Raw genomic sequence first — 24,512 nt, 5'->3', positions numbered from 1 at the left:
TGGCACCTTGAAGGAGAAACCTCATGGAATGGTTAAAAGAGTACTGGTGGGTGATTGTGATTCTGCTGATGGTGGGCGTGCTGATGAACGTCTACAAAGACCTGAAGCGCATCGATCATAAAAAATATATGGATAACAAACCGGATCTGCCACCGCATCGCGATTTCAACGATAAGTGGGACGATGACGACGACTGGCCGAAGAAGAAGTAGTCGCCGCCGATCGTTTAGCGTACAAGGTCGCCCTGCACGGCGACCTTTGTTTTATGGCGCGCGGTCTCACACCATCATCACCACATCGTCGTCGCCCGGCTTCGCCCCGCTCAGCGCCTCATCGAAATAGCGGCGCGGCACGGTATAGCGCAGGTGATTCAGCGCCAGCTGCATGCTGCGTTCATCAATTGCGTGCGGCAGATCGTCAACGATATCCAGCGTCACATCGCCGCCCAGCGCAGTTAAGCGCTGCATCGCCGCTTCCGCATGCTGCATCGGCACCTGCTCGTCATAATCGCCGTGAATCAGGTGGATAGTGTTGCGCGTGCTGGCCTGCTCCGGCAGCGTGACGTAGCGGCCGCTAAAGGCCACCACGCGTCCCGCCAGATCCGGCTGGGCTTTTACGCCTTCCAGCACCATGGTGCCGCCCTGCGAAAAACCGACCAGCGCGGTGGCTTCCGGCCGCACGCCGCTCTGCTGCTGCCAGTGACGCACCGACTCGACAAAGGACGGCATCACCGCATCCACGCCCTGCTGCTGCGAGCGGTCGTGTTCCGGTATCTCGGCATACCACTGGCGGCCCTGCGGCGCGCTGGCCGGATAAGGTGCGCCCACCGACACCACCTGCGCCTGCGGAAACGCCTGCGCGAACCAGCTGCCAATCTGCGCCATCGAATCGGGGTTGTCGTTCACGCCGTGATACAGCAAAAACAGCTGCGCGGCGTTATCCGGTTGCTGAACAATTACATATCGTAGTGCCATAACGTCCTCCTCAAATCACTATACGCGGCTGACGGCAAAGTGATATTGGGAAAATTTGAACGAGATAATGGATTTATTGCAATGTGCCGAGGCGCTGCTGCCAGTGCTGCGCGGCAGCGGCATCCAGCATGATGAGTGCGTCAGCCGCCTCCGCGCGCAGCCTGAGCATCAGCGCTTTACGCCCGCTCACGCCGGCCAGCCGTGCCGCTTCACTCAGCGTTTGTTTTTGTTGCAGTATGGCACACAGCAACGGTGGCGATGCGACACCCGCCAGCCGCTGCAGCGCCGGATAGCTGGCTTCATAGGGCCGCTGCGCCCAGGCAAACGCGGCCAGCAGCGGCCAGTCGTCGGCGCTGAGAGATTGATGGTCGGTGGGCGACAGGGTCAGCGGCACCGCGATCAGCTTTTGCAGCCACGGCCAGTCGCGCGCCAGACGCTGCGCGGCGCGCTGCTGCAGGGCTTCACCGGCAGGCGTCAGCGCACAAATCGCCATCGCCGCATAGCAACCGCTGCTGGCTTCGCGCTGTGAACCGATACGCACCAGAGTAAAGCCGCAGGCGCGCCAGAACTGCCACAACGCTGCGGTGTAGCCAAAGCTCACCGACAGATAATCCGCGCCCTGCGCCTGCTGCCGCGCCGTCGCCACCAGCGCGCGACCGATGCCGCGCTGGCGCTGCGCGGCCTGCACGGCGATGCGGCTGATGCGCAGCGAACGTAACGTCGCCGCTTCAGTAAAACCGGCATGTGCCGCTAATGACTGCGCCACCAGATTGCCGCGCGGACGACGTAAGCCAGCCCACACCGCCTGCGCCAGCGCGGCATCCAGCCCGCCCTCTTCCACCAGCCACAGCGCGCCGGTGACCTGCTGTGGCTGCCCGGCCAGCCAGAAATGCATGCCGGGCGCATCCAGCATACGTCGCATATCGAGCGGCGAGGTGCGATAGTGGGCGCTCGCCAGCAGACGATAGCCAGCCTGTAAGGCGCCGGCGTGCTGCGCGGGCGTAGCGGCAAAAATTGCTGTCTGCGCGGGTGCGTCGCAGGCTTCGGCCTCTGCAAACAGCAGCGCCGCACTCAGCCACTGCTCCAGCGGATCCTGCGCCGACCAGCGCAGCGGCTCATCCAGCTGGAAGTAGCGCACCTGCGGCAGCGTGGCGCAGAAACGCAGCATGAAACCGCGCCCGGTACCTTCGTAGCCCTGCACCGTGGTGGTCAGCAGAACGCGCGGAAACCGCTGCACCAGCTGCTGTAACAGCGGCGCGGGGATGGCCGCGGCCTCATCCACAATCAGCCATTCTGCCAGCGGCTGAGCCTCCTGCGGCTGAGCGAGAATCGCATCCGGGGCCATAAAGCTAAACTGCTCAGCGGCGAACTGCGCCAGCACCTCCGTCGCGGCTTTGGCCGGCGCCGTCACCAGCGCGCTTTGCGTCTGGCGCGCCAGCATCCCCGCCAGTGCCGATTTGCCGCGACCGCGCGGGGCGATGATCACCGCGACACCGGGCGGCATGGCGCACAGCTGACGGACAATCTGCGCCTGCTGCTCGGGGGCGCGACACTGCCACGGCGCGAAGGACTGCGGTGCCGGCAGGCGCGGCGTCTGGTGCTGACGCAGCAGCATCACCTGCGCATCCTGCAGGATATGCTGTTGCAGATGGTGGATGAAATGCGGCGTGGCGATGGGCTGGTCGACATCGGCCCAGCGCAGGCTGTCGCGATCGGGCTGCGCCGGCCAGGCGTTCCAGTCAGGCGTCAGTAACAGCAGCCAGCTGCCGGCCCGCAGCGTCCCGGCCAGCGCAGCGAACGCTTCCGCGTGAAAGCCGTGGCGCGCATCAAAAATGGCATGCCGGAATTCCCGGCCCAGCAGGGTACGCAGCGCCGCAGGCGCGACGCGCGGCGGGAAGTCATCGCTGTCGCTGACCGTTAACCAGTCACCGGGCAGTGCGGCCTGCCATGTGGCCGCCTCCTGGCGCGCCCAGCCAGCTTCACCGGCTATCACGCACAGACGGCGGATACCGGCTTGCTGCATCGCCGCCGTCAGTTCAGCGTGCAACATCAGTTACTGGCGAAGGTATTGCACTGGCCCGGATTGCCGCTGTCAAAACCGCGTTTGAACCAGGTGTAGCGCTGCTGTGAGGTGCCGTGAGTGAAGCTGTCCGGCACTACGCGCCCCTGACTTTGCTGCTGCAGACGATCGTCGCCAATCGCCTCGGCGGCGTTCAGCGCTTCCTGCAAATCGCCCACCTCAAGAATGTTCTCCTGCTGCATATAGTGCCCCCAGACGCCAGCAAAGCAGTCCGCCTGCAGCTCCATCTTCACCGACAGCTGATTCACCTGCGCCTGCGTAGCGCCCTGCTGCATCTGGCGCACTTTAGGTTCGATACCCAGCAGTTTCTGCACGTGATGCCCCACTTCGTGGGCGATGACGTAACCCTGGGCAAAATCCCCCCCTGCTCCGAGTTTGGTTTTCATGTCGTCATAGAAGGAGAGATCGATATACACCGTCTGATCGGCCGGGCAGTAGAACGGCCCCATTGCCGACTGGCCGGTACCGCAGTTAGTGCGCGTTGCACCGCGATACATCACCAGCTTTGGCGGCGCGTATTGTTTGCCCATCTGCTGGAACAGTTTGCCCCAGGTATCTTCGGTGGTGGCGAGGATCACCGAGGTGAATTTGGCCGCCTCGTTATCCTGCGCCGAATTGACCTGACGCTGCTGCTGTTGCGACACCGGCGCGCCGCCTTCCAGCAGCGCGGTGAGGTCGTAGCCGTAATAGCCAGCGACCGCGACCACAATCAGCAGAATAATGCCGCCCTTGCCGCGCGGCAGACGAATCTGGCGTCCGCCAGAACTAAAACCCGGCGAATCGCCGCGACGATCTTCCACATTGTCGCTTTCACGACGCCCTTGCCAGCGCATGGCCTGCTCCTGTTATCAATGACTTTTGCATGATTTTAGTTGGCGGCAGAGGTTAGTACCAGCAATGCGATGCCAGCGGAACGAGATTGCGTGCAGGGCGCAGCGTGAAGGCCGTAAACAGACAATAAAAAAGGCCGCCAGCCAGGGCGACCTTCATGCGCTGAAAGGTTTGCGTCTGTTATACCGTGACGCACACCGGCAGAAGCTTAGTCCAGTTTGACACCCAGACGGTGTGCCACTTCTTCGTACGCTTCGATCAGGCCGCCGAGGCTCTGGCGGAAACGGTCTTTGTCCATCTTGTCCATGGTCTCTTTGTCCCACAGACGCGCGCCGTCTGGCGAGAATTCGTCGCCCAGCGTTACTTCACCTTTGAACAGACCGAACTCCAGCTTGAAGTCCACCAGAATCAGACCGGCATCATCAAACAGTTTGCTCAGCACTTCGTTGGCTTTGAAGGTCAGTTCCTGCATGCGCGCCAGGTTAGCTTTGCTCACCCAGCCAAAGGTTTCGCAGTACGATTCGTTGACCATCGGGTCGTGTTTGGCGTCATCTTTCAGGAAGAGATCAAACAGCGGTGGATTGAGCAGCATGCCCTCTTCCACGCCCAGACGTTTCACCAGCGATCCGGCCGCCCGGTTGCGCACCACGCACTCTACCGGCACCATCTCCAGCTTTTTCACCAGCGCTTCGTTATCAGAAAGCAGCGCTTCCATCTGGGTCGGAATGCCCGCTTCCTGCAGTTTGGTCATGATGAAATGGTTGAACTTGTTGTTCACCATGCCTTTACGATCAAACTGCTCGATTCGTGCACCGTCTCCTGCTGACGTATCGTTGCGGAATTCAAGTACCAGCAGATCCGGATTGTCGGTGCTGTATACGGTTTTCGCTTTACCGCGATACAACTCAGCTCGCTTTTGCATCTTGTTAACTCCAAACATGAAAGAACCCGTGTTCAGCGGTGTTTCACCGCGCGATGACTGCCTGACGCAATCGTTTACCTCGCCGGGCGCTATTATGCCAAAACCAAAACAAAAAGGCCGGAGAATCTCCGGCCTTTATTGCATTTATTTGTTCAGTGCGCCCTGCAGGACCGCCACCAGCGCATCATTCTGCGCCTGGGTGAGTACGTGTCCTTTCGGATCGATGAACTGCAGGCTGCTGCGGTTATCGAGATCGCCCACCTGCAACTTGTAGTCGCCGTTTGGCAGTTCCGGATCTTTCGCGCCGATGGCGTCAAACGCGCTGCTGCCCGGCTGCTTGTAGGTCACTTTCAGACTGCCCTGCGAGCGGTTGTCATCGGTAACTTCCATGCCCATACGCTTCAGCGCCGCCGGCAGACGCTGCCAGGTGACGTTAAACGGTGAGCGCAGCACCAGCAGTGGCAGGCCGGTGTCGTCCGCGCCGCTCTGGACATCAATCTGTCCGCTGGCACGTCCGGCAGCCGCATCCTGGCTGGCGGTATCGATCTTATCCAGACCGGTGCTGATGTCATTCAGCATCTGACCGGTATAGCGCTGAACCTGGACCGGCGTGGTAACCGTCTGGCCCTGCTGCTGCAGTTCCAGCAGACGTACGGTCAGCACCTGCTGATAGCCCTGGTTCTGCACGCTGATCTGGTAACGGCCGCGATACTGGTTATCTTCGTCAGCACGGTTCCACTGCACCCAGTCGGTGGTGAGCTGCTGCGCCGCATCATCACGCTGGGCAACCGGGAATTTGTACGACTGCACCACGTTCACCACCTGCGACCAGATGGAGCCACGGCTGCTGTCAACCGCCAGCACGCCGGTGTTACCGGTGAACTGCGCGCGGGTGCCGTTCATCAGCGCCAGCGGCTGCGCCGGTGGACGGATGTCGAGCTCTTTACCCAGCGCGCCTTTCGCCACGCTGTGCGGCACATCGTAATCACCATTCTGCAGCGGCAGAATCATGCCCGCCGGGGCTTTTAAATCATGCAGTTCAGGCGCCTGCAGGTAAGATTCATCACCGCTGACCTGGCGCTTATAACGCTGATCGCTGGAACAAGCTGTTAGCAGCATCAGGGTGGAGAGGCCCACCACGGTTGCCAGCGTCGAGCGCTTAACTGAATAACTCATTGATTCTCCCTAAATTATCGCAGACCCGCCTGGATCAGCGCCTGCGCGGTTTTCGCCTGACCGGCTTCGGTCAGCGGCGTCATCGGCAAGCGCAGCGTGTCATCGGCGATTAATCCTAGCTGTTTCGCGGCCCATTTCACCGGGATAGGATTCGGTTCACAGAAAAGCGTCTGGTGCAGGTGCATCAGACGCTGATTCAGGCGACGCGCTTCGGCAAATTTGCCCTCTTGTGCCAGCGCACAGAGTTCAACCATTTCACGTGCTGCAATGTTAGCCGTGACCGAAATAACGCCTTTGCCGCCCAGTTGCATGGAGTCCAGCGCTGTCGCGTCATCACCGCTGACAATAATGAACTCATCTCCAACCAGCTGTTGGATCTGCGAAATACGCGATAAGTTCCCGGTGGCCTCTTTGATTCCGATAATATTTTTGATTTCAGCCAGGCGGGCAACGGTTTCCGGCAGCATGTCACAGCCGGTACGTGACGGGACGTTATACAGCATCTGTGGCAGATCGGTGCTTTCGGCGATCGCTTTGAAGTGCTGGTAGAGACCTTCCTGCGTCGGACGGTTGTAGTACGGGGTCACGGTGAGGCAGCCGACTACGCCGGTGCCGGTAAAGCGTTTTGTCAGAGAGATCCCTTCGGCGGTGGCATTCGCGCCGGTCCCGGCAATCACGGGAATGCGGCCATCGGCCAGCTCCAGGGTTTGCATCACCACATCGCCATGCTCTTCATGGCTTAGGGTCGCGGATTCGCCGGTGGTGCCAACAGAAACAATCGCCGCCGTACCGCTGGCGACATGATAATCAATCAGTTTTTTCAGACTTGCGCGGCAGACATCACCTTTTTCATTCAAAGGCGTAATGAGCGCAACAATACTTCCGGTGAACATGGGCTATCCCCTCGACAAACAAGTGCCTCATGTTACGTTTTCCGCCGAAAGAAAAGCAAGCGAGCCACGCCATTACCGCGCTTGTCAGCAGTTTTTTTTATGTTTACCTTATGGTTATTAGCGAACGTACAGGAAACGCCATTTTGCCGCAGTCACAGCCGCACCATCTGGTGATCACCGCTCTGGGCGTTGATCGTCCGGGTATCGTCAATACCATTACCCGCCACGTCAGCAGCTGCGGTTGCAATATTGAAGACAGCCGCCTGGCGATGCTGGGCGACGAGTTCACCTTTATTATGCTGCTCTCCGGCAGCTGGAACGCCATTACCCTGATTGAATCGACCCTGCCGATGAAGGGTGCCGAGCTGGAGCTGCTGATCGTGATGAAGCGCACCAATGCGCGCGTCACGCCGCCGATGCCCGCCACCGTCTGGGTACAGGTAGAAGTGCCGGACTCACCGCATATCATCGAACGCTTCACCGATCTGTTCGATAAACATCAGATGAACATCGCCGAGCTGGTGTCGCGCATTACGCCCGCCCAGGACGACGCGCCGCCGGTGCTCTATATTCAGATGACCGCGCACAGCCCGGCGAATCATGCCAGCGCACCGTTTGAGCAGGCTTTCCATCGGCTGTGCGAAGAACTGCATGCACAAGGTTCAATTCGCCTCTATAGTGTCACCGACGACGCGCACAGCGCCGTCTGAATCAGGCTCCGGGTTATTCCGCCACACACTCTGCCGCGCTGGCATACCGTGTAGTGAAATAACCCTGAGGTAAACTCCACCTGGCGCTTTTGCCGCTGATGGTGTATTACCCACAGCATGAAGAAAAAAATGGAGAGTTGTGATGAATCCACTGAAAGCCGGTGACACCGCACCGAAATTTAGCTTGCCCGATCAGGATGGCGAACAAGTAAATTTGGCCGACTTCCAGGGACAGCGCGTTCTGGTCTATTTCTACCCGAAAGCCATGACGCCGGGCTGCACCACGCAGGCCTGTGGTCTGCGCGATAACATGGATGATTTAAAGAAGGCGGGCGTGGAAGTGCTGGGCATCAGCACCGACAAGCCGGAAAAACTGTCTCGCTTTGTCGAGAAAGAATTGCTCAACTTCACCCTGCTGTCGGATGAAGATCATCAGGTTTGCGAGCAGTTTGGCGTCTGGGGTGAGAAAACCTTTATGGGGAAAACCTACGACGGCATTCACCGCATCAGCTTCCTGATTGGCGGCGATGGCAAAGTGGAGAAGGTGTTCGACGATTTTAAAACCTCGAACCACCACGATATCGTGCTCGATTACCTGAAATCAGCCTGATTACCAACGGGTGCCAGCCAGGCACCCGTTTTTTTATCCTGCTGTGACGCTGCGCGATTAATAACGCGAAACCGTGCTGGCCAGCGCCTCCTGCCCGGCGATCACCACGCAGTTACGTCCGGCGTTTTTCGCCTGATACAGCGCATCATCGGCCTGCTTCAGAATCTGTTCCTGACTGCCGTGCGTCGGCTGCCAGCTGGCGATACCAATCGAAATCGTGATCTGCCCGACCGGATCAATCCAGCCGCCGGCAATGCTGGTGCGCACGCGCTCGGCAATCACCCGCGCTTCATCAGGGGCGGTGGCGGGAAGCAGCATCAGAAACTCTTCGCCGCCGTTGCGGCACACCACGTCGGTCTGACGCGCGCTCTGGCGCAACGTGCGCGCCACCTGTTTGATCACCTCGTCGCCAACATCATGCCCGAAGTTATCATTCACCCGCTTGAAGTGGTCAATATCCAGCGCCAGCACGGCAAACGGCTGCTGCATGGTATCGAAATAGTCGAGCACCGCGCTCAGGCCGCGGCGATTGAGCAGGCTGGTCATGGGATCGCTCTGCACCTCTGACTTGAGCCGGCCGATTTTATCCTGCACCAGACCAATACCGGTGAGCAGCGCGCGCTTCACCTGTGCCGCTTCAAAGTACCAGGCGCGGATCACGCCAATTTCACCGGAAACGCCCTGGGTATCCATCTGGCTGGCTTTACGCGCCAGCTGCCACAGCGGCAAGGCAATCAGCCGGGCCAGAATCACCGCCACCAGCAGCGTCAGCAGCGCAAACGGCACCGAATTCTTCAGCACCTGGAGCAGCAGCCCGGAGAGCGGCGCCAGCGTGACATTTGTCGGCTTGAGCGCCACCACCATCCAGCCGGTGGTGGGCACCACAGCGTAGCCCGCCAGCTTCGCCGTGCCCTCTTCCGTCAGCTGAACTTCGCCATTGCTGTGCTCCTGGCGCTGACGATCGCTGACGATGCCCGGCACGTTTTTGCCAATCAGCTGATTGTTCTGGTGATACAGCACGCGGTTTTCGCGATCCAGCACATAAACATGGGTGCCGTCACGATAGTACTGCTCGCCGAGCAGCACGTTGAGAATGCTCTTTTTCTTCAGATAAATAGTGCCACCGACGTAGCCAAGATAGCGCCCATCGGTGCTCCACACCGGCCAGGAAACAAACACCAGCAGGTTATTGGTGGCAGAAATGGTGGGCCGGCTGACCATCGGCTGGCGCTGCGCCAGCGCTTCGCGCGAAGACTGGCTGGTGAGCTGCATGCCTTTCAGCATCAGCGATTCCGGCGAAATGGCTTTAATCACGCCGTTGCTGTCGACAATCGCCACCGAGTTGAAGCTGCTGGTCTGTTCGCGCAGTCGGTTCACTTCCTGCTGCAGCAGTTCGGGATTATCGAAATCTTTACCCAGCTGATTGGCGCTGTAGTGCAGCTGCGACTGCGCCAGCTGGAAAAACACTTCGGTGGTGGCCGCCAGTTTGGTGGCGTAAGCGCGATTGGCTTCGAGGGTGCTTTCGATCAGCACCATGCGCTGTACGCGCCAGGTGGCGTACAGCGTATTAGCCAGTGTGATGACGATACTGGTGATCGCCAGCAGCGCAATCAGCGTGCGCAGATCAGTTTTTGGCCGGATGCGCGTTAACATGGCGCAACCGCCCTGGTGAGTAGCTTCATAAGTTAGCGTGCCTGACTATCTTGTTATAATTGGAGGTGTTTACCCTGGTGAGGTAACAGACAATTGTACACCTCTGAGCCAAATTGACTACGACGCAGACCCTCAGGAACGCTTTTTTATTGTGCTATTACTGGTGCTAATCAATTAAACCCTGCGCATCGTAAAACGGCCACGGTCCTGGATAATCGCCGATCGCGCACAGATGCGTAGTCATCCCCTGCTGCGGCTGCCAGCGATGCAGCAGAAAACCGGGCGGTTCCAGCACAAAGTTCGCCGGACCGTGGTCACGCAAATCCAGTGCCACCTGATGCGACACACCGGGCGCCACGCAGGCCAGCGTGCCGGCAAAACGCGCCTGCACCGAGCGGTGCAGGTGACCGCTCAACACCCGTTCCACCTGGGGATGCTGACCAACGATGGCAGCCAGCGCCGCCGGATTGCGCAGCGGCTGCCGATCCATATGGCCAATGCCGCTCAGGAACGGCGGATGATGCAATAGCACCAGCGTCGGCAAATCCGGTTCACGCGCCAGCTGCTCTGCCAGCCATTGCAGCTGTGCGTCATCGACGTAGCCCCACGGCTGATGCGGTACGCTGGAGTCGAGCGCCAGCAGCTGCAGATGATTCACACGCATCTGCCAGTTGAGCGTTTCGCCGTGCTGCAGGTAGTGATGCTCCGGAAACGCGGCGCGCAGCTGCTGGCGATCGTCGTGATTGCCCGGCATCAGCAGGAACGGCAGCTGCAGATGGCGCAGCGCCTCGCGCAGCGTCTGGTACTCTTCCGCAGTGCCAAAATCCACCAGGTCGCCGGTAATCACCACCGTATCCGGTCGCGGCACCAGCTGATTCAGCGTGTCAATCACCCGCAGCAGCGCAGCGTGCGTATCCACTTTTTTATAGGAGAGACGGCCATGGGCCTTGATGTGTAAATCGCTGATTTGCGCAATCAGCGTCATTGCGTCAGTCACAACAGCTCCTTATCAGGCAGAAAAGTGCAGCGCGGCATCCTGCGCCAGCGTCCAGCTTACCGGCTGGCCGGCGTGCCAGGCTTCGCGCGCGTGGCGATCAACCTGGATCGGCGCCGCCAGCCCGATATCAATACTCAGCCGCTGCGCAGCGCCGAGAAAGGTGGTGCCGAGGATGAAACCGGGGCGTGCGTAGCGCTGGTCCGCCGCCAGCAGCACATCCTCCGGGCGGCAGAAATGCTGCGGATTGCCACGCGCATCGACCCCGACACAGTTAATCGCGCCGACAAAATCCGCGACAAACTGTGACGCCGGGCGCTGGTAAATATTTTGCGGCGTATCGATCTGCACCAGACGTCCCTGCTCCATCACCGCAATGCGATCGCCCAGCGCCATCGCTTCCTGCTGATCGTGCGTGACGTAGACGGCGGTGATCGCCAGCTGTTTCAGCAGCGCGCCAATCTCCAGCCGCAGCCGGTCGCGCAGGCGCGCATCCAGCGCCGCCAGCGGCTCATCAAACAGCAGCACCTTCGGACGCGCCGCTAGCGCACGAGCCAGCGCTACGCGCTGCTTTTGACCGCCCGACAGCTTGTCGATGCTGCGCTGCGCCAGCGCGCTGAGATCCACCAGGGCCAGCATCTCCTGCACGCGCGCGTCGCGTTCGGCGCGCCCCACGCCCTGCACTTTCAGGCCGTAAGCGACGTTCTGCGCCACGTTGAGATGGGGAAACAGCGCGTAGTTCTGGAACACCATGCCCACGTTGCGTTTCTCAATCGGCAGCGCTGTCACGTTACGATCGTCGAACCACACTTCGCCGCCGTCGTCACAGCGCTCCAGGCCACTGATGATGCGCAGCGTGGTGGTTTTGCCACAGCCGGACGGACCGAGCAGCACCAGGGTTTCGCCAGGCTGCACCGTCAGATCGAGCGGCTGCAGCGCCAGCTGGTGATTAAAGTGCCGAGCACAGTGGCGCAGCGTAACGGTTACGGCCGCAGGGTTCATGCCGCCTCCTTATTAGCACGCGTGAGCGTACGGTTGAGCCAGTGATTGACCGCGTTGAGCATCAGCAGCAGCGGCAGAATCAGCAGAATAAAGATCAGCGTGTAGGCCGATCCCACTTCCAGTCGCATTGAGGCATAGCTGTCTGCCAGCCCCACCGGCAGCGTCTTTGTCAGCGGCGTATGCAGCATCCAGGTGATGTTGAACTCACCCACCGACAGGGTGATCACCATAAACGCCCCGGCGAGGATGCCGTTGCGACAGTTGGGCACCACCACGGTAAAAAAGCGCTGCCACAGGCTGGCACCGAGACTAGCTGCCGCCTCTTCCAGCCGCGGCATCTCCACCGCCTGCATTACCGCCAGCACCGGGCGCAGCATAAACGGCAAGGTAAACAGCACGTGACCGATCAGAATGAACAGCCAGCTATCGCGCAGGCCGGAGAACTGGCCGTACAGCAGGATGATGCCCAGCGCGGTGGCGAGGCCCGGCAGCGCGACCGGCAGCATCAGGCACTCTTCGATGCGCGCCGCCCAGCGCCGCGGCGCTTTTAGCAATCCCCACGCTGCCGGCACGCCGATCAGCAGCGTGATCAGCAGGCAGGCCAGCGCAATCAGCAGTGACAGCCAGAAGGTGTCGGCGTAAAGCTGCCACACCTGGGTCACCCACTTCAGCGTCAGGCCGCTGCGCAGGCCGGTAAAATAGTTGTTGGTCACGCCGGCCAGCATCGACAGCATCACCGGCACGATCATGAACAGTGCGGTGAGTACGGTGACCAGCAGTTGCAGGCTGAACAGTCCGCGACGTCTCATGTCACCTCCTGATGCGCCAGTCGGCGCGCCAGCATCAGTGCCAGCCAGGCGACGCCGCCCATCACCACCGACAGCGCGGCGGCGGTGGCGAAATTGGCGTAGTTGGTGAATTCGCCATAAATGGTCAGCGGCAGCACCGCCAGATCGGTGCCCAGGGTAAACGCGGTACCGAAGGCACCCATGCTGGTGGCAAAACAGAGCGCGCCGGTGGAGAGCAGCGCCGGCTGCAGCCCCGGCACAATCACATCCCAGGTGATGCGCCACTGACTGGCACCCAGCGAACGCGCCGCCTCTTCGAGAGAGCGGTCGAGTTTTTCACTCGCCGCCACCAGCGTGATGATGGCGCGCGGCAGTGAAAAATAGAGATAGCCAATAAACAGGCCGGTAAACGAATAGGCCAGCATCCAGCGCTCGTGGAACAGCGCCAGGCTGATTTGCGCCAGCAGTCCCTGACGGCCCGCCAGCATCACCACCAGAAATCCCACCACCACGCCCGGAAAGGCCAGCGGAAACGTCAGCAGCGCCAGCAGCGTGCTGCGTCCGCTGAAGCGCTGGCGTGCCAGAAAGCAGCCGACTGTCGCGGCGATGGCCAGCGTCACCAGCGTGACGGCGAGCGACAGCAGCACGGTGTTCAGCAGGCTGAGCAGGTAGTGCGGCTGGGTCAATACCGTCCAGTAGCCGCTGTGCCGGGTGCTGCGGTCGTCCTGCATCGCCATCTGCAGCAGCCGGACAAACGGCAGCAGCCAGAAGGCGCAGAAGAACAGCAGCGCCGGCAGCGTCAGCCATAGCCAGCGGCTGCCGGCCAGGCGCGGTGTCCGGCGGCACGAAGCCGCCAGGGTATCGGTCATCGCCATCAGCGAATCTCACTCAGATAGCGCGCCGAGAAGGCTTTCTGCGCTGCCGCCATCTGCTGATAGTCAACGGTGTGCGCACGCGCATAGTCGCTGTCCGGCAGGAAATATTTCTTCGCTTCTGCGCTCATGGCGCCGGCGCGCACCGGGCGCAGGAACGCGCTGGCCCAGATAGCCTGCCCCTTGTCAGACAGCACATAGTCGATCACTTTTTTGCCGTTCGCCGCGTGCGGTGCATTCTTCACCAGGCTAATGACGTACGGCACCGTTACCGTGCCCTCTTTGGGAATAACAAAGGCGACGTTAGCGTGATCTTTGTAGCGGGCGCGGTAAGCATTGAAGTCATAGTCGAGCAGAATCGGGATCTCGCCGGAAATCAGGCGCGCATACGCGGTCTGCTTAGGCACGATAGGCTGATTCGCCTGCAGCTTTTTGAACCAGTTCAGCGCCGGCGTGAAGTCCTGCATGTTGCCGCCCTTCGCCTGGTTGACTGCCACCGCCGCCACGTAACCGACAAAGGCGCTGGCCGGATCGAGATAACCAATCATGCCTTTGTATTCCGGCTTCAGCAGGTCGTCCCAGGATTGCGGCACCGGCGCGCCGCCCAGCGCATCGACGTTGACCATAAAGCCCATGGTGCCCGAGTGCAGCGCCACCCATTTGCCGTTGCTGTCTTTCATGCCGGCAGGAATGTCATCCCAGTGCGCCGGTTTGTAACTGGCGACCACGCCGGCGCTGTCGGCCTGAATGCCAAAGCTGACGCCGTAATAGACCACGTCGGCCACCGGATTGCCCTGCTCCGCCACCAGCTGCGCCAGCGCCTGGCCGGAGTTTTTGTTGTCCTGCGGCACCTGAATGCCGGTGTCTCTGGCAATCGCTTTGAGCTGAGTGCCCCAGTCGGCCCACTCGGGCGGACAGTTGTAACAGATGGCGGTTTCCGCCGCCTGCGTCAGGCTGGTAAACAACGCGCTGGCGCTGAGCGCGATGGCGCCGGCGTAAATTTTTACTTTTTTATGCAGCATCATGAGGTTCCCTGGTGGTGGCAATAAACGCGGGGGCAGCAACACTCTCACCGCTCCGCAACTGATGTGGCAGCACGCGGGTGCCGCGGCTGACGTTATGCAACAACATATCGATGGCGCAGGCGCCGAGCCGTTCGGCGGGCTGCGCTACGCTGGCCAGCGACGGGGCCATTTGTGCCCCCATCGCAATCCCGTCAAAACCCATCACCGCGAGCTGCTGTGGCACAGGCACGCCCGCGCGCGCCGCCGCGCCAATCAGGCTGATGGCCAGCAGGTCGTTAGTGCAGATTACGGCGCTGAGCGGGGTGGCACCGCCGAGCATCGGGGCCAGCAGCGTAAAGTCGGATTGGGTGTGGCTGGCCATCTCAATCACCGGCAGCGCCGTCAGGCCCGCGTGCTGCATGGCATCGCAATAGCCCTGATAGCGCAGGCGTGCACGGTCTGACTGCAGCATCGGTCCGGCGACCATGGCAATGCGGCGATGACCAAGCGCCAGCAGCTGTGCGGTGGCTTCGCGCATCGCCTGGCGGTTATCCACGCACACCGCCGGCCAGTGGCTGTGCTGCGGCACGTTATGCGCCAGCACAAATGGCAGGCCAGCCGCCTGCAGCGTGCTGAGCACCGCGCTGTTATCCGCGTCGGCCACCGTCAGGACCAGGCCCGCCACGCGCTGGCGCAGCATATGTTCCACGATGGCGGCTTCGCGCTCGGGCTGGTAATCGCTGGTGGCCACCAGCAGGCCATAGCCGGCGTCGCGCGCCTGGCGTTCCATCGCCTGTAACTGGCAGGAGAAGATCGGGTTAAGCAGCGAGGGCAGCAGCACGCCGAAGGTGGTGGAGTGCTGCGTGCGCAGCTGGCGCGCGATGTGGTTAGGACGAAAGCCGAGCTGCTCCGACGCCGCCAGTACTCTCTCCAGCGTGTCGCGCCGCAGCAGATGGGGATCGGAAAAGGCGCGCGCGGCCGTGGCGCGTGAAACGCCTGCCAGCTTTGCCACCGTGAGTAAGTCGGACATGTTCGCCTCGTTAAGTGCCGATGAGATCGATCTCATTGGCGCCTAAACTAACGGCGAACTGTGACAGTGACATCGCGAAGGGATGACGAAAAGATGACAGCAGCCTGCACTGCTGTCGGCAGGATTACAGCATCAGGAAGGCGTACCCTTCATTTTGCAGCGACGCGACGGTGGTGCCGCTGGAGAGCGTATGGGTGACGCGGGTATCAATCCAGTCGCGCTCCAGCTGATGGAAGGCCACCGACTGGTCGCAAATGGTCACTTTCACCCCGGCTTTCTTCAGCTCATCAATCAGCTTCAGGTTAGGGTTATCGCTGCCGTACGCTTTACGGAACTGATCGTTATTGAGCGCGGCCGGCACCGCATCGCTGTTGATTGACACCACAAAGTTGAGCTGATTCAGCGGTACGCCAGCCGCGTAATAGAGGTTGGTGACGCGTGCCACGCGCTCAAGGCCGAGGTTTGGCTGATGGATATCCCCTTCGCTGCGGTTGATCTGAAACACAATTTTATTGCTCAGCCCGGGCGTGTTGGCCGGGTTGTAATCCGGCGTGTTAACAAAGTGAATTTTACCGTAACCGGCAATCGCCGGCGTGCTCCAGAAATCCGCCGGTTCGGTTTTCTGGTCAGCGAATTTCCCGCTGACTTTATCCACCAGTTCCGGCAGCTGCAGCACATTTCCGCCGACAAAGCCCGCCAGCGCGGCGATAACAATATAGGATGCTGGACGCATGACACTTCTCCTTAACCAAAGACGCGATTACATCTGTAAAAAGGCATAGCCCTGATTTTCCAGCGTCGACACCGTGGTCGGGCTGGATAATGCATGAATCACCGACCGGTCGATCCAGTCGCGCGGATAGTGATGGAACGCCACCGACTGATCACACACCGAGACTTTGACGCCCAGCTTGTTCAGCGCGCCAATCAGCGCGAGGTTGGGGTTATCGACGCCGTAAAACTGCTTAAAATGCGCGTTATCCAGCGTGGCGGGCGTGGCATCGCCGGTCATCGACACCACAAACTGCAGCTGTTCGGCCGGTACGCCAGCGGCGATGTACAGATTGACCACGCGCGCCACACGCTCCAGCCCGAGGTTAGGCCGTTTGATATCGCCTTCATTGCGGGTCAACTGGAACACCACTTTGTTGCTCAGCCCCACCGCCGGTTTAAACGCGGCGTCGGCTTCATAATGAATTTTGCCGTAGCCCGCGACCGCCGGCGTGCTCCAGAACCCGTCCGGATCGGCAGGTTCAGGGGAAAAATGGCCCGCGATGCGCTGATACAGGTCATCGCTTTTGATTACGGCGGCACCGACCATCCCACCCACGATGGCAATCAGGGCGTAGGAAACAACAGAACGCATAGAAACTCTCCGGCATGCACTGCGCGTTAATTCACAGTCCGTTTGAAAAAGTGCTTTATCTATACCACAGCGCGCGGCGGGCAAAACGCCTGTACTGGCGGGCTGTCCGGCGTTTGGCTGCCAGCAGAAATCATCGCGCCAGCTGATTGAATAAGGCTGTTGATTGAGCCGTGCGGGCGAGTTGAAAAATAGCTGGCCGGAAATACCGGCAGTCACCAGGGAGAGAGATGCACAGCAGAAGACAGCGCCTCATCGTGCGGGTTAATACTGTCATCGCGCGCCGCCAGTTGACCAGTGAGCAAAACCTGACCATTCATTTCTGGGCTGGTGACGCACGGCCAGAGCAGCACGATAAAAATCACTGATGGATAAAGCGGGCCAACCGGGGGATTTCGGGCGTGTTTTTCAGAGTAAACCTGGAAAAAACCATGCCAGATTCAATTATTTTGAGCAACTTTACGTAACTTTAATTTCATCAGGGCGCTGCGCCTTTTTCTTTTGCCTTTTCGCTATTCAATTTTTTGCTACAAATTTCGCGTCAGTCAGCCATTCTTTGCCATCACGTCAATGTGACGGCGGCATTTGCTTGTATCCTCACTGTGGTTAAGATAGAGCCGCGGCAGAAAAGGAAACGCCGCCACAGAACATTGGCATGACTTTCCTGTCCTATGGCAGGAGACTTTTACAGGATCAAGGCATGTTTAACCGGTTGAAAAAATCAGTGCTGGCGGCCCTTATTCCTGCGCTGCTGCTCACGCCTGCGGTCGGTGTCCGCGCCGATCTGAGCGACAATTTGCCCGACATGGGCACCACGGCAGGCTCCACGCTTTCCATTAATCAGGAGCTGCAGATTGGCGACTTCTACGTGCGCCAGCTGCGCGCCAGCGCGCCACTGATCAACGATCCGCTGCTTAATCAGTACATCAATGAACTCGGTCAGCGGCTGGTGGCACACGCCCATTCAGTGCGCACGCCGTTTCACTTTTTCCTGATTCAGAATGACGAGCTCAACGCTTTCGCCTTCTTTGGCGGCAATGTGGTGCTGCACTCGTCGCTGTTCCGCTATACCGATAACGAAAGCCAGCTGGCGTCGGTGATGGCGCACGAAATTTCGCACGTGACGCAGCGTCATCTGGCGCGCGCCATGGAAGAGCAAAAGCGCAGCGCCCCGCTCACCTGGGTCGGCGCGCTGGGTTCGATCCTGCTGGCGCTGGCCAGCCCGCAGGCCGGGATGGCGGCACTGACCGGTACGCTGGCCGGTACACAACAGGGTATCATCAGTTTCACCCAGGGCAACGAACAGGAAGCAGATCGCATCGGCATTCAGGTGCTGCAGCGCGCCGGTTTCGATCCGCAGGCGATGCCCGCGTTTCTGCAAAAGCTGGCCGATCAAAGCCGCTTCTCGTCAAAACCACCGGAAATTCTGCTGACGCACCCGCTGCCCGATAGCCGCCTGGCCGACGCGCGCAACCGCGCCAACCAGATGCGCCCGGTGGTGGTGCAGTCGTCGCAGGATTTCTATATGGCGAAGGTGCGCGCGCTGGGCATGTACGCCACCGGCCGCAATCAGCTGACTGACGATTTGCTGAATGAGTACGCCAAAGGCAACACGCGGGAACAGCAGGCGGCGCAGTACGGCAAAGCGGTGCAGTTCCTGCAGGCAAAAGATTTTGCCAACGCGAAAAAGGTCATCGCGCCGCTGCTGGCGAAGCAGCCGGATAACCTGTGGTTCCTTGATATCATGACCGATATCGACATCGGTCTGAACCAGCCGCAGCAGGCCATCAGCATGCTGAACGCCGCCCGCGGCAGCCAGACCAGTCCGGTGCTGCAGCTTAACCTGGCGAACGCCTACGTCGAGGCGAAGCAGCCGGCCAACGCCAGCCGCATCCTTAACCGCTACACCTTTGCGCACCCTGACGATCTCAACGCATGGGATTTACTGGCGCAGGCTTCAGCCGCGCAGGGGCTGCGCGATGAGGAGCTTTCGGCACGGGCTGAAAGTCTGGCGCTGAACGGCCAGCTCGATCAGGCCATCACCACTCTGAGTAGCGCCAGCGCCCAGGTACCGCTCGGCAGCCTGAAGCAGGCGCGTTACGATGCGCGTATCGACCAGTTCCGCGAGTTACAGCGGCGTTTTAAGCAGTATGCAAAAGGGTAAATAGCCGGTTACGCGGGTGGATGGCCGGCAGGATTTCGGTGCGCACCAATGGTTATTCGTAGGGTGCATATTGATGCGCACCAGCAGTTATTCGTAGGGTGCGCATTCATGCGCACCTGGCAACAATGGATTACCCAGGATAAAAAACATGGTCCGTATTTATCACAATCCGCGCTGCAGCAAGAGCCGCGAAACCCTCGCGCTACTGCAGCAACAGGGCATTGAACCGCAGGTGGTGCTGTATCTCGATACGCCGCCGGACATCGACACGCTGAAAACGCTGCTGCAACAGCTGGGCATGCACAGCGCGCGCGAGCTGATGCGCCGTGGCGAGGAAATCTATAAAACGCTGGGGTTGGCCAGTAACGATTTCAGCGAACAACAGCTGTTACAGGCGATGGTGGAGCATCCAAAACTGATCGAGCGGCCGATTGTGATTCAGGGCGACCGCGCCCGCATTGGTCGTCCGCCGGAAGCGGTGCTGGAGATTCTCTAAAGCCCCAGCGCCTCTTTCACGAAGGGAATGGTCAGCTTGCGCTGTGCGCTGATCGAGGCGCGATCAAGACGATCAAGCGTGTCAAACAGCGTGCGCATTTCGCGGTCGAGGCGTTTCAGCAGGAAACGCCCAACGTCTTCCGGCAGCTCAAAGCCGCGCAGGCCGGCACGCAGCTGCATCGCCTGCAGTTTGTCCTCGTCGGACAGCGGCTGTAAGCGGTAAATTTGTCCCCAGTCGAGACGTGACGCCAGATCCGGCAGGCCCAGATTGAGCTGACGCGGGGGACGATCGCCGGTGATCAGCAGGCGGGTTTTGCCGGTTTCCAGAATGCGGTTATAGAGATCGAAGATCGCCATCTCCCACTCGGCTTCGCCGGCGATGCACTCAATATTATCAATGCACACCAGCGCCAGATTTTCCATGCCTTCCAGCACTTCCGGCACGAACCAGGTGCGCTTATCGAGCGGCACATAACCCACCGCTTCGCCGCGCGCGGACATTTCGGCGCAGGCTGCGTGCAGCAAATGGCTGCGGCCGCCGCCTTCGCGTGACCAGAAGTAGAGATAGCTGCCGTGCTGTTGCGCCAGCGCGCCCTGCAGCGCCGCCAGCAGTGACGGATTTTCCCCCGGCCAGAAACTGGCAAAGGTTTCATCATCGGGTAGATAGAGTGGCAGTGAAAGCTGTGCCGGCGTGTTCAGAAGTACCTCAACGGATGAGCGGGCAGAAAACCGGGCAAGTTTATCACGATCCTCCGCAGAGATGAACCGGGCTTCCCTGCCCGCAGGATCCTTTAAAGCTCGCGTTTTTCTTCCGCGTCCAGCACCACTTCTTCCGGACGTAAAAGACTGATTACGCGGAAAATCAGCGCCAGGCCAACGCCGACGATGGTGGCCAGTGCCATGCCCTTCAGCTCGGCGGCGCCCACGTGCACTTTCGCGCCGCTGACGCCAATGATCAGGATGACCGAGGTGAGGATCAAATTCTGCGCTTTGTTGTAGTCGACTTTGGATTCAATCAGCACGCGAATACCGGAAGCGCCGATCACGCCATACAGCAGCAGCGACACCCCGCCCATCACCGGTACCGGGATCGCCTGAATCGCGGCCGCCAGTTTACCGACGCAGGAGAGCAGAATGGCGAAGATCGCCGCGCCGCCGATCACCCAGGTGCTGTAAACGCGGGTGATCGCCATGACGCCAATGTTTTCACCGTAGGTGGTATTCGGCGTGGAACCAAAGAAGCCGGAGATCATGGTCGACAGGCCGTTGGCGAACATCGAGCGATGCAGGCCCGGATCGCGAATCAGATCCTTCTTCACGATGTTGGCGGTCACCACCAAATGGCCCACGTGCTCGGCAATTACCACCAGCGCTGCGGGCAGGATGGTCAGCATCGCGGCCCATTCAAAGCGCGGCGTATAGAAGGTCGGCAGCGCAAACCACGGCGCGTTTTCCACTGCGCTCCAGTCAACGATACCCATTGCCGACGACAGCGCGTAGCCGACCAGCACGCCAATCAGGATTGGGATAATGGCGAAGAAACCACGGAACAGCACCGAGCCAAACACCGTCACCGCCAGCGTCACCAGCGAAATAATGATGGTTTTACTGTCCGCTGTGGTGCCGTCAGCGGGCAGCAGCCCGGCCATATTCGCCGCCACGCCAGCCAGTTCGAGACCGATAACCGCCACGATGGCACCCATCGCCGCCGGTGGAAACATGACATCGAGCCAGCCGGTGCCGGCCTTCTTCACAATCAGCGCCACAATGCAGAACAGCGCGCCGCACAGGATAAAGCCGCCGAGCGCCACTTCATAACCGAGCGGCAGCAGCAGCAACACCGGCGAGATAAAGGCAAAGCTGGAGCCAAGATAGGCCGGGATTTTGCCTTTACAGATAAATAGATACAGCAGCGTGCCGACGCCGTTGAACAGCAACACGGTCGCCGGGTTGATGTGGAACAGAATCGGCACCAGCACGGTGGCGCCGAACATGGCGAACAGGTGCTGCAGGCTGAGCGGAATGGTTTGCAACAGTGGCGGGCGTTCACTAACGCCAATGGCTCTGCGAGTCATCATTTATCCCCTATAAGTTTATTTTTATGCTCGTTCGTCAACACCGCACCTTATCGTAGTGGCGCAATTCATTGCGCCTTGTCCGGATGGGCACCATAGCTTGCCCGGCATCAGCGCGATAAATCGCGCCGCTACAAAATGTGCATCCTGTCGATACGGTGTCTGACTGAACGGTATTTTTGCCAAAAAAAAGCCGACTCTCTGGCCGGCTGGTTTATTTATTTGGTTCCGAAAATCTTGTCGCCGGCGTCGCCGAGGCCCGGGATAATGTACCCCTTCTCGTTCAGGCCCTGATCGATTGACGCGGTGTACAGCTCAACGTCCGGATGCGCTTTCTCCAGCGCGGCAATGCCTTCCGGCGCGGCCACCAGCACCAGCACTTTAATGCTGTTGCAGCCGGCTTTCTTCAGCAGATCGATGGTAGCGATCATCGAGCCGCCGGTTGCCAGCATCGGGTCAACCACCAGCGCCATACGCTCTTCGATGTTTGACACCAGCTTCTGGAAGTAAGGCACCGGCTCCAGCGTCTCTTCGTCACGGTAAACGCCCACCACGCTGATGCGCGCGCTCGGTACGTGTTCCAGCACACCTTCCATCATGCCAAGGCCAGCACGCAGAATCGGGACGACGGTAATTTTTTTGCCTTTGATTTGATCGACGTCGACCGGACCGTTCCAGCCTTCAATGGTCACGCGCTCGGTTTCGAGATCGGCGGTGGCTTCATAGGTCAGTAAGCTGCCCACTTCCGAGGCCAGCTCGCGGAAGCGCTTGGTGCTGATATCATGCTCACGCATCAGGCCCAGTTTATGTTTGACCAGCGGGTGTCTGACTTCCACGATCTTCATGATTATTCTCCCGGAATTGAGTTGAGCTAAAAAAAATCGCCGGATTATACCGCCTTTTTACCGCCGCGCCACCGGTGATTGGTCAGGTAACGTGCGCAAATCGCCTGAGAATAAGGATTAGCGAAAAATCAGCACGCTGCAAAGGTGCCCTGAGATGGGACTCGCAAACGTTTGCCTGCACTGGTAGAATTGCCGCGCTTAATTTTTGCCACCAACCGCAATCGCGTGGGGATTCCGCAGTGACCGACAAAACCTCTCTCAGCTACAAAGACGCCGGTGTTGATATTGATGCTGGTAACGATCTGGTTGACCGTATTAAAGGCGTAGTAAAGAAAACCCGCCGCCCGGAAGTGATGGGTGGACTGGGTGGCTTTGGCGCGCTGTGTGCGCTGCCGCAGAAATACCGCGAGCCGGTGCTGGTCTCCGGAACTGATGGCGTCGGCACCAAGCTGCGTCTGGCGATGGATCTCAAACGCCACGACAGCATCGGCATCGATCTGGTCGCGATGTGCGTGAACGATCTGGTGGTACAGGGCGCTGAGCCGCTGTTCTTCCTCGACTATTACGCCACCGGCAAGCTGGATGTGGATACCGCCTCCGCGGTGATCACCGGTATCGCCGAAGGCTGTCTGCAGTCGGGCTGTGCGCTGGTCGGCGGTGAAACCGCTGAGATGCCGGGCATGTATCACGGCGAAGATTACGACGTGGCCGGTTTCTGCGTCGGCGTGGTGGAAAAGTCCGAGATCATCGACGGCAGCAAAGTGCAGGATGGCGACGTGCTGATCGCGCTGGGCTCCAGCGGTCCGCACTCTAACGGCTACTCGCTGGTGCGTAAAATTCTTGAAGTCAGCCAGACCGATCCCACCACCAAACAGCTGGAAGGCAAACCGCTGGCCGATCACCTGCTGGCGCCGACCCGCATCTACGTGAAAAATATCCTTAGCCTGATTGAGCAGGTGGACGTGCACGCCATTGCCCACCTGACCGGCGGCGGCTTCTGGGAAAACATTCCGCGCGTCCTGCCGGATAACACCCAGGCGGTGATTGACGAGAAAAGCTGGCAGTGGCCGGCGGTATTCAGCTGGCTGCAGCAGGCCGGTAACGTCAGCCGTCACGAGATGTACCGCACCTTTAACTGCGGCGTGGGCATGGTGATTGCGCTGAGCCCGGCCGATGCCGACAAAGCGGTACAGCTGATGACCGCGGCTGGCGAGCAGGCGTGGAAAATTGGCGTGATTAACGCGTCAGATGCTGAAGAGCGTGTGGTTATTAACCCATGAAGAAACTGGTTGTACTGATCTCCGGCAACGGCAGCAATCTTCAGTCCATCCTCGACGCCTGCGAGAGCGGGCGTATCAACGGCAGCGTGGCTGCCGTTTTCAGTAATAAAGCCTCGGCCTATGGTCTGACGCGTGCGCAGCAGGCCAGCGTGCCTGCTCACGCGCTGTCCGCGCAGGATTTCGCCGATCGCGACGCCTTTGACCGCCAGTTGATGCAGCAGATCGACGCTTATGCACCTGATCTGGTGGTGCTGGCCGGTTATATGCGCATTCTGAGCCCGGCGTTTGTCGCGCACTATCACGATCGTCTGCTGAATATTCATCCGTCGCTGCTGCCGAAATATCCCGGTTTACATACGCATCGCCAGGCGCTGGCGAACGGGGACGCGGAACACGGTACCTCGGTGCATTTTGTGACTGACGAGCTGGACGGTGGACCGATCATTCTGCAGGCGCGCGTGCCGGTATTTGCTGACGATGACGAAGCTGAGATCAGCGCCCGCGTGCAGCATCAGGAGCACGCGATTTACCCGCTGGTGATCAGCTGGTTTGTCGAAGGACGCTTGCAGATGCGCGCGGGCAAAGCGTGGTTAGATGGCGAACCGCTGCCGCCGGAAGGTTATGCGCACGATTGATTGACCTTTACGCCGTGCGCTTGCAGGAATTGCGCAATAAATTGCGCCGCTACGGGGCTGTGCCGGGTTTTATTACTACATGATTTCTTTGCGCATTTCGTAGCGGCGCGATTCTT

At 59.8% G+C, this 24,512-nt stretch carries 25 protein-coding genes; 7 read left to right on the top strand and 18 right to left on the bottom strand.

Annotated features, from left to right (window positions below; translation table 11 throughout):
* Nucleotides 1-23 precede the first annotated feature (23 nt).
* Nucleotides 24-212: a YpfN family protein gene (locus AC6I7J_RS05455; protein ID WP_021508042.1), complete on the top strand. Its 189-nt coding sequence runs from the start codon at nucleotides 24-26 to the stop codon at nucleotides 210-212.
* 66 nt (nucleotides 213-278) lie between these two features.
* Here AC6I7J_RS05455 and ypfH read toward each other — a convergent pair whose 3' ends face one another.
* The 6 genes from ypfH to dapA form a co-directional block, all read right to left on the bottom strand.
* Nucleotides 279-974, bottom strand: coding sequence for an esterase (ypfH, locus tag AC6I7J_RS05450; protein WP_021508041.1), 696 nt, complete (start codon nucleotides 972-974; stop codon nucleotides 279-281).
* A 73-nt stretch (nucleotides 975-1,047) separates the two neighbouring features.
* Complete coding sequence (locus AC6I7J_RS05445; RefSeq protein WP_498006945.1) at nucleotides 1,048-3,024, bottom strand: tRNA(Met) cytidine acetyltransferase TmcA; 1,977 nt, start codon at nucleotides 3,022-3,024, stop codon at nucleotides 1,048-1,050.
* The gene (gene ypfJ, locus AC6I7J_RS05440; protein WP_021506607.1) at nucleotides 3,024-3,887 is read right to left on the bottom strand and encodes a KPN_02809 family neutral zinc metallopeptidase; all 864 of its coding nucleotides are present in this window, start codon (nucleotides 3,885-3,887) and stop codon (nucleotides 3,024-3,026) included. The genes AC6I7J_RS05445 and ypfJ overlap by 1 nt, the downstream gene beginning before the upstream one ends.
* Before the next feature lie 206 nt (nucleotides 3,888-4,093).
* Nucleotides 4,094-4,807 carry a phosphoribosylaminoimidazolesuccinocarboxamide synthase gene (purC, locus tag AC6I7J_RS05435; protein WP_031279423.1) on the bottom strand — a complete coding sequence of 238 codons (714 nt, stop codon included), beginning with the start codon at nucleotides 4,805-4,807 and terminating at the stop codon, nucleotides 4,094-4,096.
* Between the two features lie 144 nt (nucleotides 4,808-4,951).
* On the bottom strand, nucleotides 4,952-5,983 hold the full coding sequence (gene bamC, locus AC6I7J_RS05430; RefSeq protein WP_021506605.1) for an outer membrane protein assembly factor BamC: 1,032 nt from the start codon (nucleotides 5,981-5,983) through the stop codon (nucleotides 4,952-4,954).
* A 14-nt stretch (nucleotides 5,984-5,997) separates the two neighbouring features.
* Nucleotides 5,998-6,876, bottom strand: coding sequence for a 4-hydroxy-tetrahydrodipicolinate synthase (gene dapA, locus AC6I7J_RS05425; protein ID WP_021506604.1), 879 nt, complete (start codon nucleotides 6,874-6,876; stop codon nucleotides 5,998-6,000).
* A 143-nt stretch (nucleotides 6,877-7,019) separates the two neighbouring features.
* Between dapA and AC6I7J_RS05420 the strand changes: the two genes are divergently transcribed.
* Nucleotides 7,020-7,586, top strand: coding sequence for a glycine cleavage system transcriptional repressor (locus AC6I7J_RS05420; RefSeq protein WP_059011708.1), 567 nt, complete (start codon nucleotides 7,020-7,022; stop codon nucleotides 7,584-7,586).
* A gap of 142 nt (nucleotides 7,587-7,728) precedes the next feature.
* Nucleotides 7,729-8,196: a thioredoxin-dependent thiol peroxidase gene (gene bcp, locus AC6I7J_RS05415; protein WP_021506602.1), complete on the top strand. Its 468-nt coding sequence runs from the start codon at nucleotides 7,729-7,731 to the stop codon at nucleotides 8,194-8,196.
* A gap of 57 nt (nucleotides 8,197-8,253) precedes the next feature.
* On the opposite strand, the gene AC6I7J_RS05410 is transcribed toward bcp, so the two are convergent.
* The 9 genes from AC6I7J_RS05410 to AC6I7J_RS05370 form a co-directional block, all read right to left on the bottom strand.
* Complete coding sequence (locus AC6I7J_RS05410; RefSeq protein ID WP_021506601.1) at nucleotides 8,254-9,849, bottom strand: sensor domain-containing diguanylate cyclase; 1,596 nt, start codon at nucleotides 9,847-9,849, stop codon at nucleotides 8,254-8,256.
* Nucleotides 9,850-10,015: 166 nt separating this feature from the next.
* Nucleotides 10,016-10,834: a phosphodiesterase gene (locus tag AC6I7J_RS05405; RefSeq protein ID WP_021506600.1), complete on the bottom strand. Its 819-nt coding sequence runs from the start codon at nucleotides 10,832-10,834 to the stop codon at nucleotides 10,016-10,018.
* Between the two features lie 24 nt (nucleotides 10,835-10,858).
* Complete coding sequence (locus AC6I7J_RS05400) at nucleotides 10,859-11,845, bottom strand: ABC transporter ATP-binding protein (protein ID WP_058781756.1); 987 nt, start codon at nucleotides 11,843-11,845, stop codon at nucleotides 10,859-10,861.
* Nucleotides 11,842-12,654 (bottom strand): ABC transporter permease, encoded by an 813-nt coding sequence (locus AC6I7J_RS05395; RefSeq protein WP_498006944.1) that lies wholly within the window; start codon nucleotides 12,652-12,654, stop codon nucleotides 11,842-11,844. Before AC6I7J_RS05395 ends, AC6I7J_RS05400 begins: the two co-directional genes overlap by 4 nt.
* The gene (locus AC6I7J_RS05390) at nucleotides 12,651-13,508 is read right to left on the bottom strand and encodes an ABC transporter permease (RefSeq protein ID WP_021506597.1); all 858 of its coding nucleotides are present in this window, start codon (nucleotides 13,506-13,508) and stop codon (nucleotides 12,651-12,653) included. Before AC6I7J_RS05390 ends, AC6I7J_RS05395 begins: the two co-directional genes overlap by 4 nt.
* Entirely contained in the window at nucleotides 13,508-14,530 is a 1,023-nt protein-coding gene (locus AC6I7J_RS05385) for an ABC transporter substrate-binding protein (RefSeq protein ID WP_498006943.1), read from the bottom strand. The genes AC6I7J_RS05390 and AC6I7J_RS05385 overlap by 1 nt, the downstream gene beginning before the upstream one ends.
* Nucleotides 14,517-15,539: a substrate-binding domain-containing protein gene (locus AC6I7J_RS05380; protein ID WP_021506595.1), complete on the bottom strand. Its 1,023-nt coding sequence runs from the start codon at nucleotides 15,537-15,539 to the stop codon at nucleotides 14,517-14,519. The genes AC6I7J_RS05385 and AC6I7J_RS05380 overlap by 14 nt, the downstream gene beginning before the upstream one ends.
* 124 nt (nucleotides 15,540-15,663) lie before the next feature.
* A complete protein-coding gene (locus tag AC6I7J_RS05375) occupies nucleotides 15,664-16,272 on the bottom strand; it encodes a DsrE family protein (protein WP_021506594.1) in 609 nt (202 codons plus the stop codon).
* Nucleotides 16,273-16,299: 27 nt separating this feature from the next.
* The gene (locus AC6I7J_RS05370; protein WP_264251028.1) at nucleotides 16,300-16,905 is read right to left on the bottom strand and encodes a DsrE family protein; all 606 of its coding nucleotides are present in this window, start codon (nucleotides 16,903-16,905) and stop codon (nucleotides 16,300-16,302) included.
* A gap of 697 nt (nucleotides 16,906-17,602) precedes the next feature.
* Here AC6I7J_RS05370 and bepA point away from each other — a divergent pair.
* Together bepA and arsC are read left to right on the top strand one after the other, a co-directional pair.
* Nucleotides 17,603-19,066 (top strand): beta-barrel assembly-enhancing protease, encoded by a 1,464-nt coding sequence (gene bepA, locus AC6I7J_RS05365; protein WP_088517123.1) that lies wholly within the window; start codon nucleotides 17,603-17,605, stop codon nucleotides 19,064-19,066.
* 148 nt (nucleotides 19,067-19,214) lie between these two features.
* Nucleotides 19,215-19,562 (top strand): arsenate reductase (glutaredoxin), encoded by a 348-nt coding sequence (gene arsC, locus AC6I7J_RS05360; protein ID WP_260640741.1) that lies wholly within the window; start codon nucleotides 19,215-19,217, stop codon nucleotides 19,560-19,562.
* Here arsC and hda read toward each other — a convergent pair.
* From hda to upp, 3 genes are all read right to left on the bottom strand, one after another.
* A complete protein-coding gene (gene hda, locus AC6I7J_RS05355) occupies nucleotides 19,559-20,260 on the bottom strand; it encodes a DnaA inactivator Hda (protein ID WP_031279417.1) in 702 nt (233 codons plus the stop codon). The genes arsC and hda overlap by 4 nt on opposite strands.
* A gap of 92 nt (nucleotides 20,261-20,352) precedes the next feature.
* Nucleotides 20,353-21,636 (bottom strand): uracil permease, encoded by a 1,284-nt coding sequence (gene uraA, locus AC6I7J_RS05350; protein WP_031279414.1) that lies wholly within the window; start codon nucleotides 21,634-21,636, stop codon nucleotides 20,353-20,355.
* Nucleotides 21,637-21,854: 218 nt separating this feature from the next.
* A complete protein-coding gene (gene upp / locus AC6I7J_RS05345; RefSeq protein ID WP_010617600.1) occupies nucleotides 21,855-22,481 on the bottom strand; it encodes a uracil phosphoribosyltransferase in 627 nt (208 codons plus the stop codon).
* Nucleotides 22,482-22,720: 239 nt separating this feature from the next.
* On the opposite strand from upp, the gene purM reads away from it, so the two are divergent.
* Complete coding sequence (purM, locus tag AC6I7J_RS05340; RefSeq protein ID WP_021506588.1) at nucleotides 22,721-23,761, top strand: phosphoribosylformylglycinamidine cyclo-ligase; 1,041 nt, start codon at nucleotides 22,721-22,723, stop codon at nucleotides 23,759-23,761.
* A complete protein-coding gene (gene purN / locus AC6I7J_RS05335) occupies nucleotides 23,758-24,396 on the top strand; it encodes a phosphoribosylglycinamide formyltransferase (RefSeq protein ID WP_021506587.1) in 639 nt (212 codons plus the stop codon). Before purM ends, purN begins: the two co-directional genes overlap by 4 nt.
* Nucleotides 24,397-24,512 lie beyond the last annotated feature (116 nt).

It is taken from the genome of Type-C symbiont of Plautia stali, assembly GCF_059730935.1.
Note: the sequence above shows the minus strand (reverse complement) of the source record. Positions and strands in the feature narration are given on the sequence as shown.

What these genes read in the sequence shown, in the direction of transcription:
- ypfJ (WP_021506607.1), bottom strand. Translation starts at nt 3,887, where the DNA reads ATGCGCTGGCAAGGGCGTCGTGAAAGCGACAATGTGGAAGATCGTCGC.
- AC6I7J_RS05390 (WP_021506597.1), bottom strand. Translation starts at nt 13,508, where the DNA reads ATGGCGATGACCGATACCCTGGCGGCTTCGTGCCGCCGGACACCGCGC.
- AC6I7J_RS05375 (WP_021506594.1), bottom strand. Translation starts at nt 16,272, where the DNA reads ATGCGTCCAGCATCCTATATTGTTATCGCCGCGCTGGCGGGCTTTGTC.
- purN (WP_021506587.1), top strand. Translation starts at nt 23,758, where the DNA reads ATGAAGAAACTGGTTGTACTGATCTCCGGCAACGGCAGCAATCTTCAG.
- uraA (WP_031279414.1), bottom strand. Translation starts at nt 21,636, where the DNA reads ATGACTCGCAGAGCCATTGGCGTTAGTGAACGCCCGCCACTGTTGCAA.
- AC6I7J_RS05395 (WP_498006944.1), bottom strand. Translation starts at nt 12,654, where the DNA reads ATGAGACGTCGCGGACTGTTCAGCCTGCAACTGCTGGTCACCGTACTC.
- AC6I7J_RS05405 (WP_021506600.1), bottom strand. Translation starts at nt 10,834, where the DNA reads ATGACGCTGATTGCGCAAATCAGCGATTTACACATCAAGGCCCATGGC.
- arsC (WP_260640741.1), top strand. Translation starts at nt 19,215, where the DNA reads ATGGTCCGTATTTATCACAATCCGCGCTGCAGCAAGAGCCGCGAAACC.
- AC6I7J_RS05410 (WP_021506601.1), bottom strand. Translation starts at nt 9,849, where the DNA reads ATGTTAACGCGCATCCGGCCAAAAACTGATCTGCGCACGCTGATTGCG.
- ypfH (WP_021508041.1), bottom strand. Translation starts at nt 974, where the DNA reads ATGGCACTACGATATGTAATTGTTCAGCAACCGGATAACGCCGCGCAG.
- bcp (WP_021506602.1), top strand. Translation starts at nt 7,729, where the DNA reads ATGAATCCACTGAAAGCCGGTGACACCGCACCGAAATTTAGCTTGCCC.
- AC6I7J_RS05370 (WP_264251028.1), bottom strand. Translation starts at nt 16,905, where the DNA reads ATGCGTTCTGTTGTTTCCTACGCCCTGATTGCCATCGTGGGTGGGATG.
- bepA (WP_088517123.1), top strand. Translation starts at nt 17,603, where the DNA reads ATGTTTAACCGGTTGAAAAAATCAGTGCTGGCGGCCCTTATTCCTGCG.
- upp (WP_010617600.1), bottom strand. Translation starts at nt 22,481, where the DNA reads ATGAAGATCGTGGAAGTCAGACACCCGCTGGTCAAACATAAACTGGGC.
- AC6I7J_RS05385 (WP_498006943.1), bottom strand. Translation starts at nt 14,530, where the DNA reads ATGATGCTGCATAAAAAAGTAAAAATTTACGCCGGCGCCATCGCGCTC.
- AC6I7J_RS05455 (WP_021508042.1), top strand. Translation starts at nt 24, where the DNA reads ATGGAATGGTTAAAAGAGTACTGGTGGGTGATTGTGATTCTGCTGATG.
- dapA (WP_021506604.1), bottom strand. Translation starts at nt 6,876, where the DNA reads ATGTTCACCGGAAGTATTGTTGCGCTCATTACGCCTTTGAATGAAAAA.
- AC6I7J_RS05400 (WP_058781756.1), bottom strand. Translation starts at nt 11,845, where the DNA reads ATGAACCCTGCGGCCGTAACCGTTACGCTGCGCCACTGTGCTCGGCAC.
- AC6I7J_RS05445 (WP_498006945.1), bottom strand. Translation starts at nt 3,024, where the DNA reads ATGTTGCACGCTGAACTGACGGCGGCGATGCAGCAAGCCGGTATCCGC.
- bamC (WP_021506605.1), bottom strand. Translation starts at nt 5,983, where the DNA reads ATGAGTTATTCAGTTAAGCGCTCGACGCTGGCAACCGTGGTGGGCCTC.
- purC (WP_031279423.1), bottom strand. Translation starts at nt 4,807, where the DNA reads ATGCAAAAGCGAGCTGAGTTGTATCGCGGTAAAGCGAAAACCGTATAC.
- AC6I7J_RS05380 (WP_021506595.1), bottom strand. Translation starts at nt 15,539, where the DNA reads ATGTCCGACTTACTCACGGTGGCAAAGCTGGCAGGCGTTTCACGCGCC.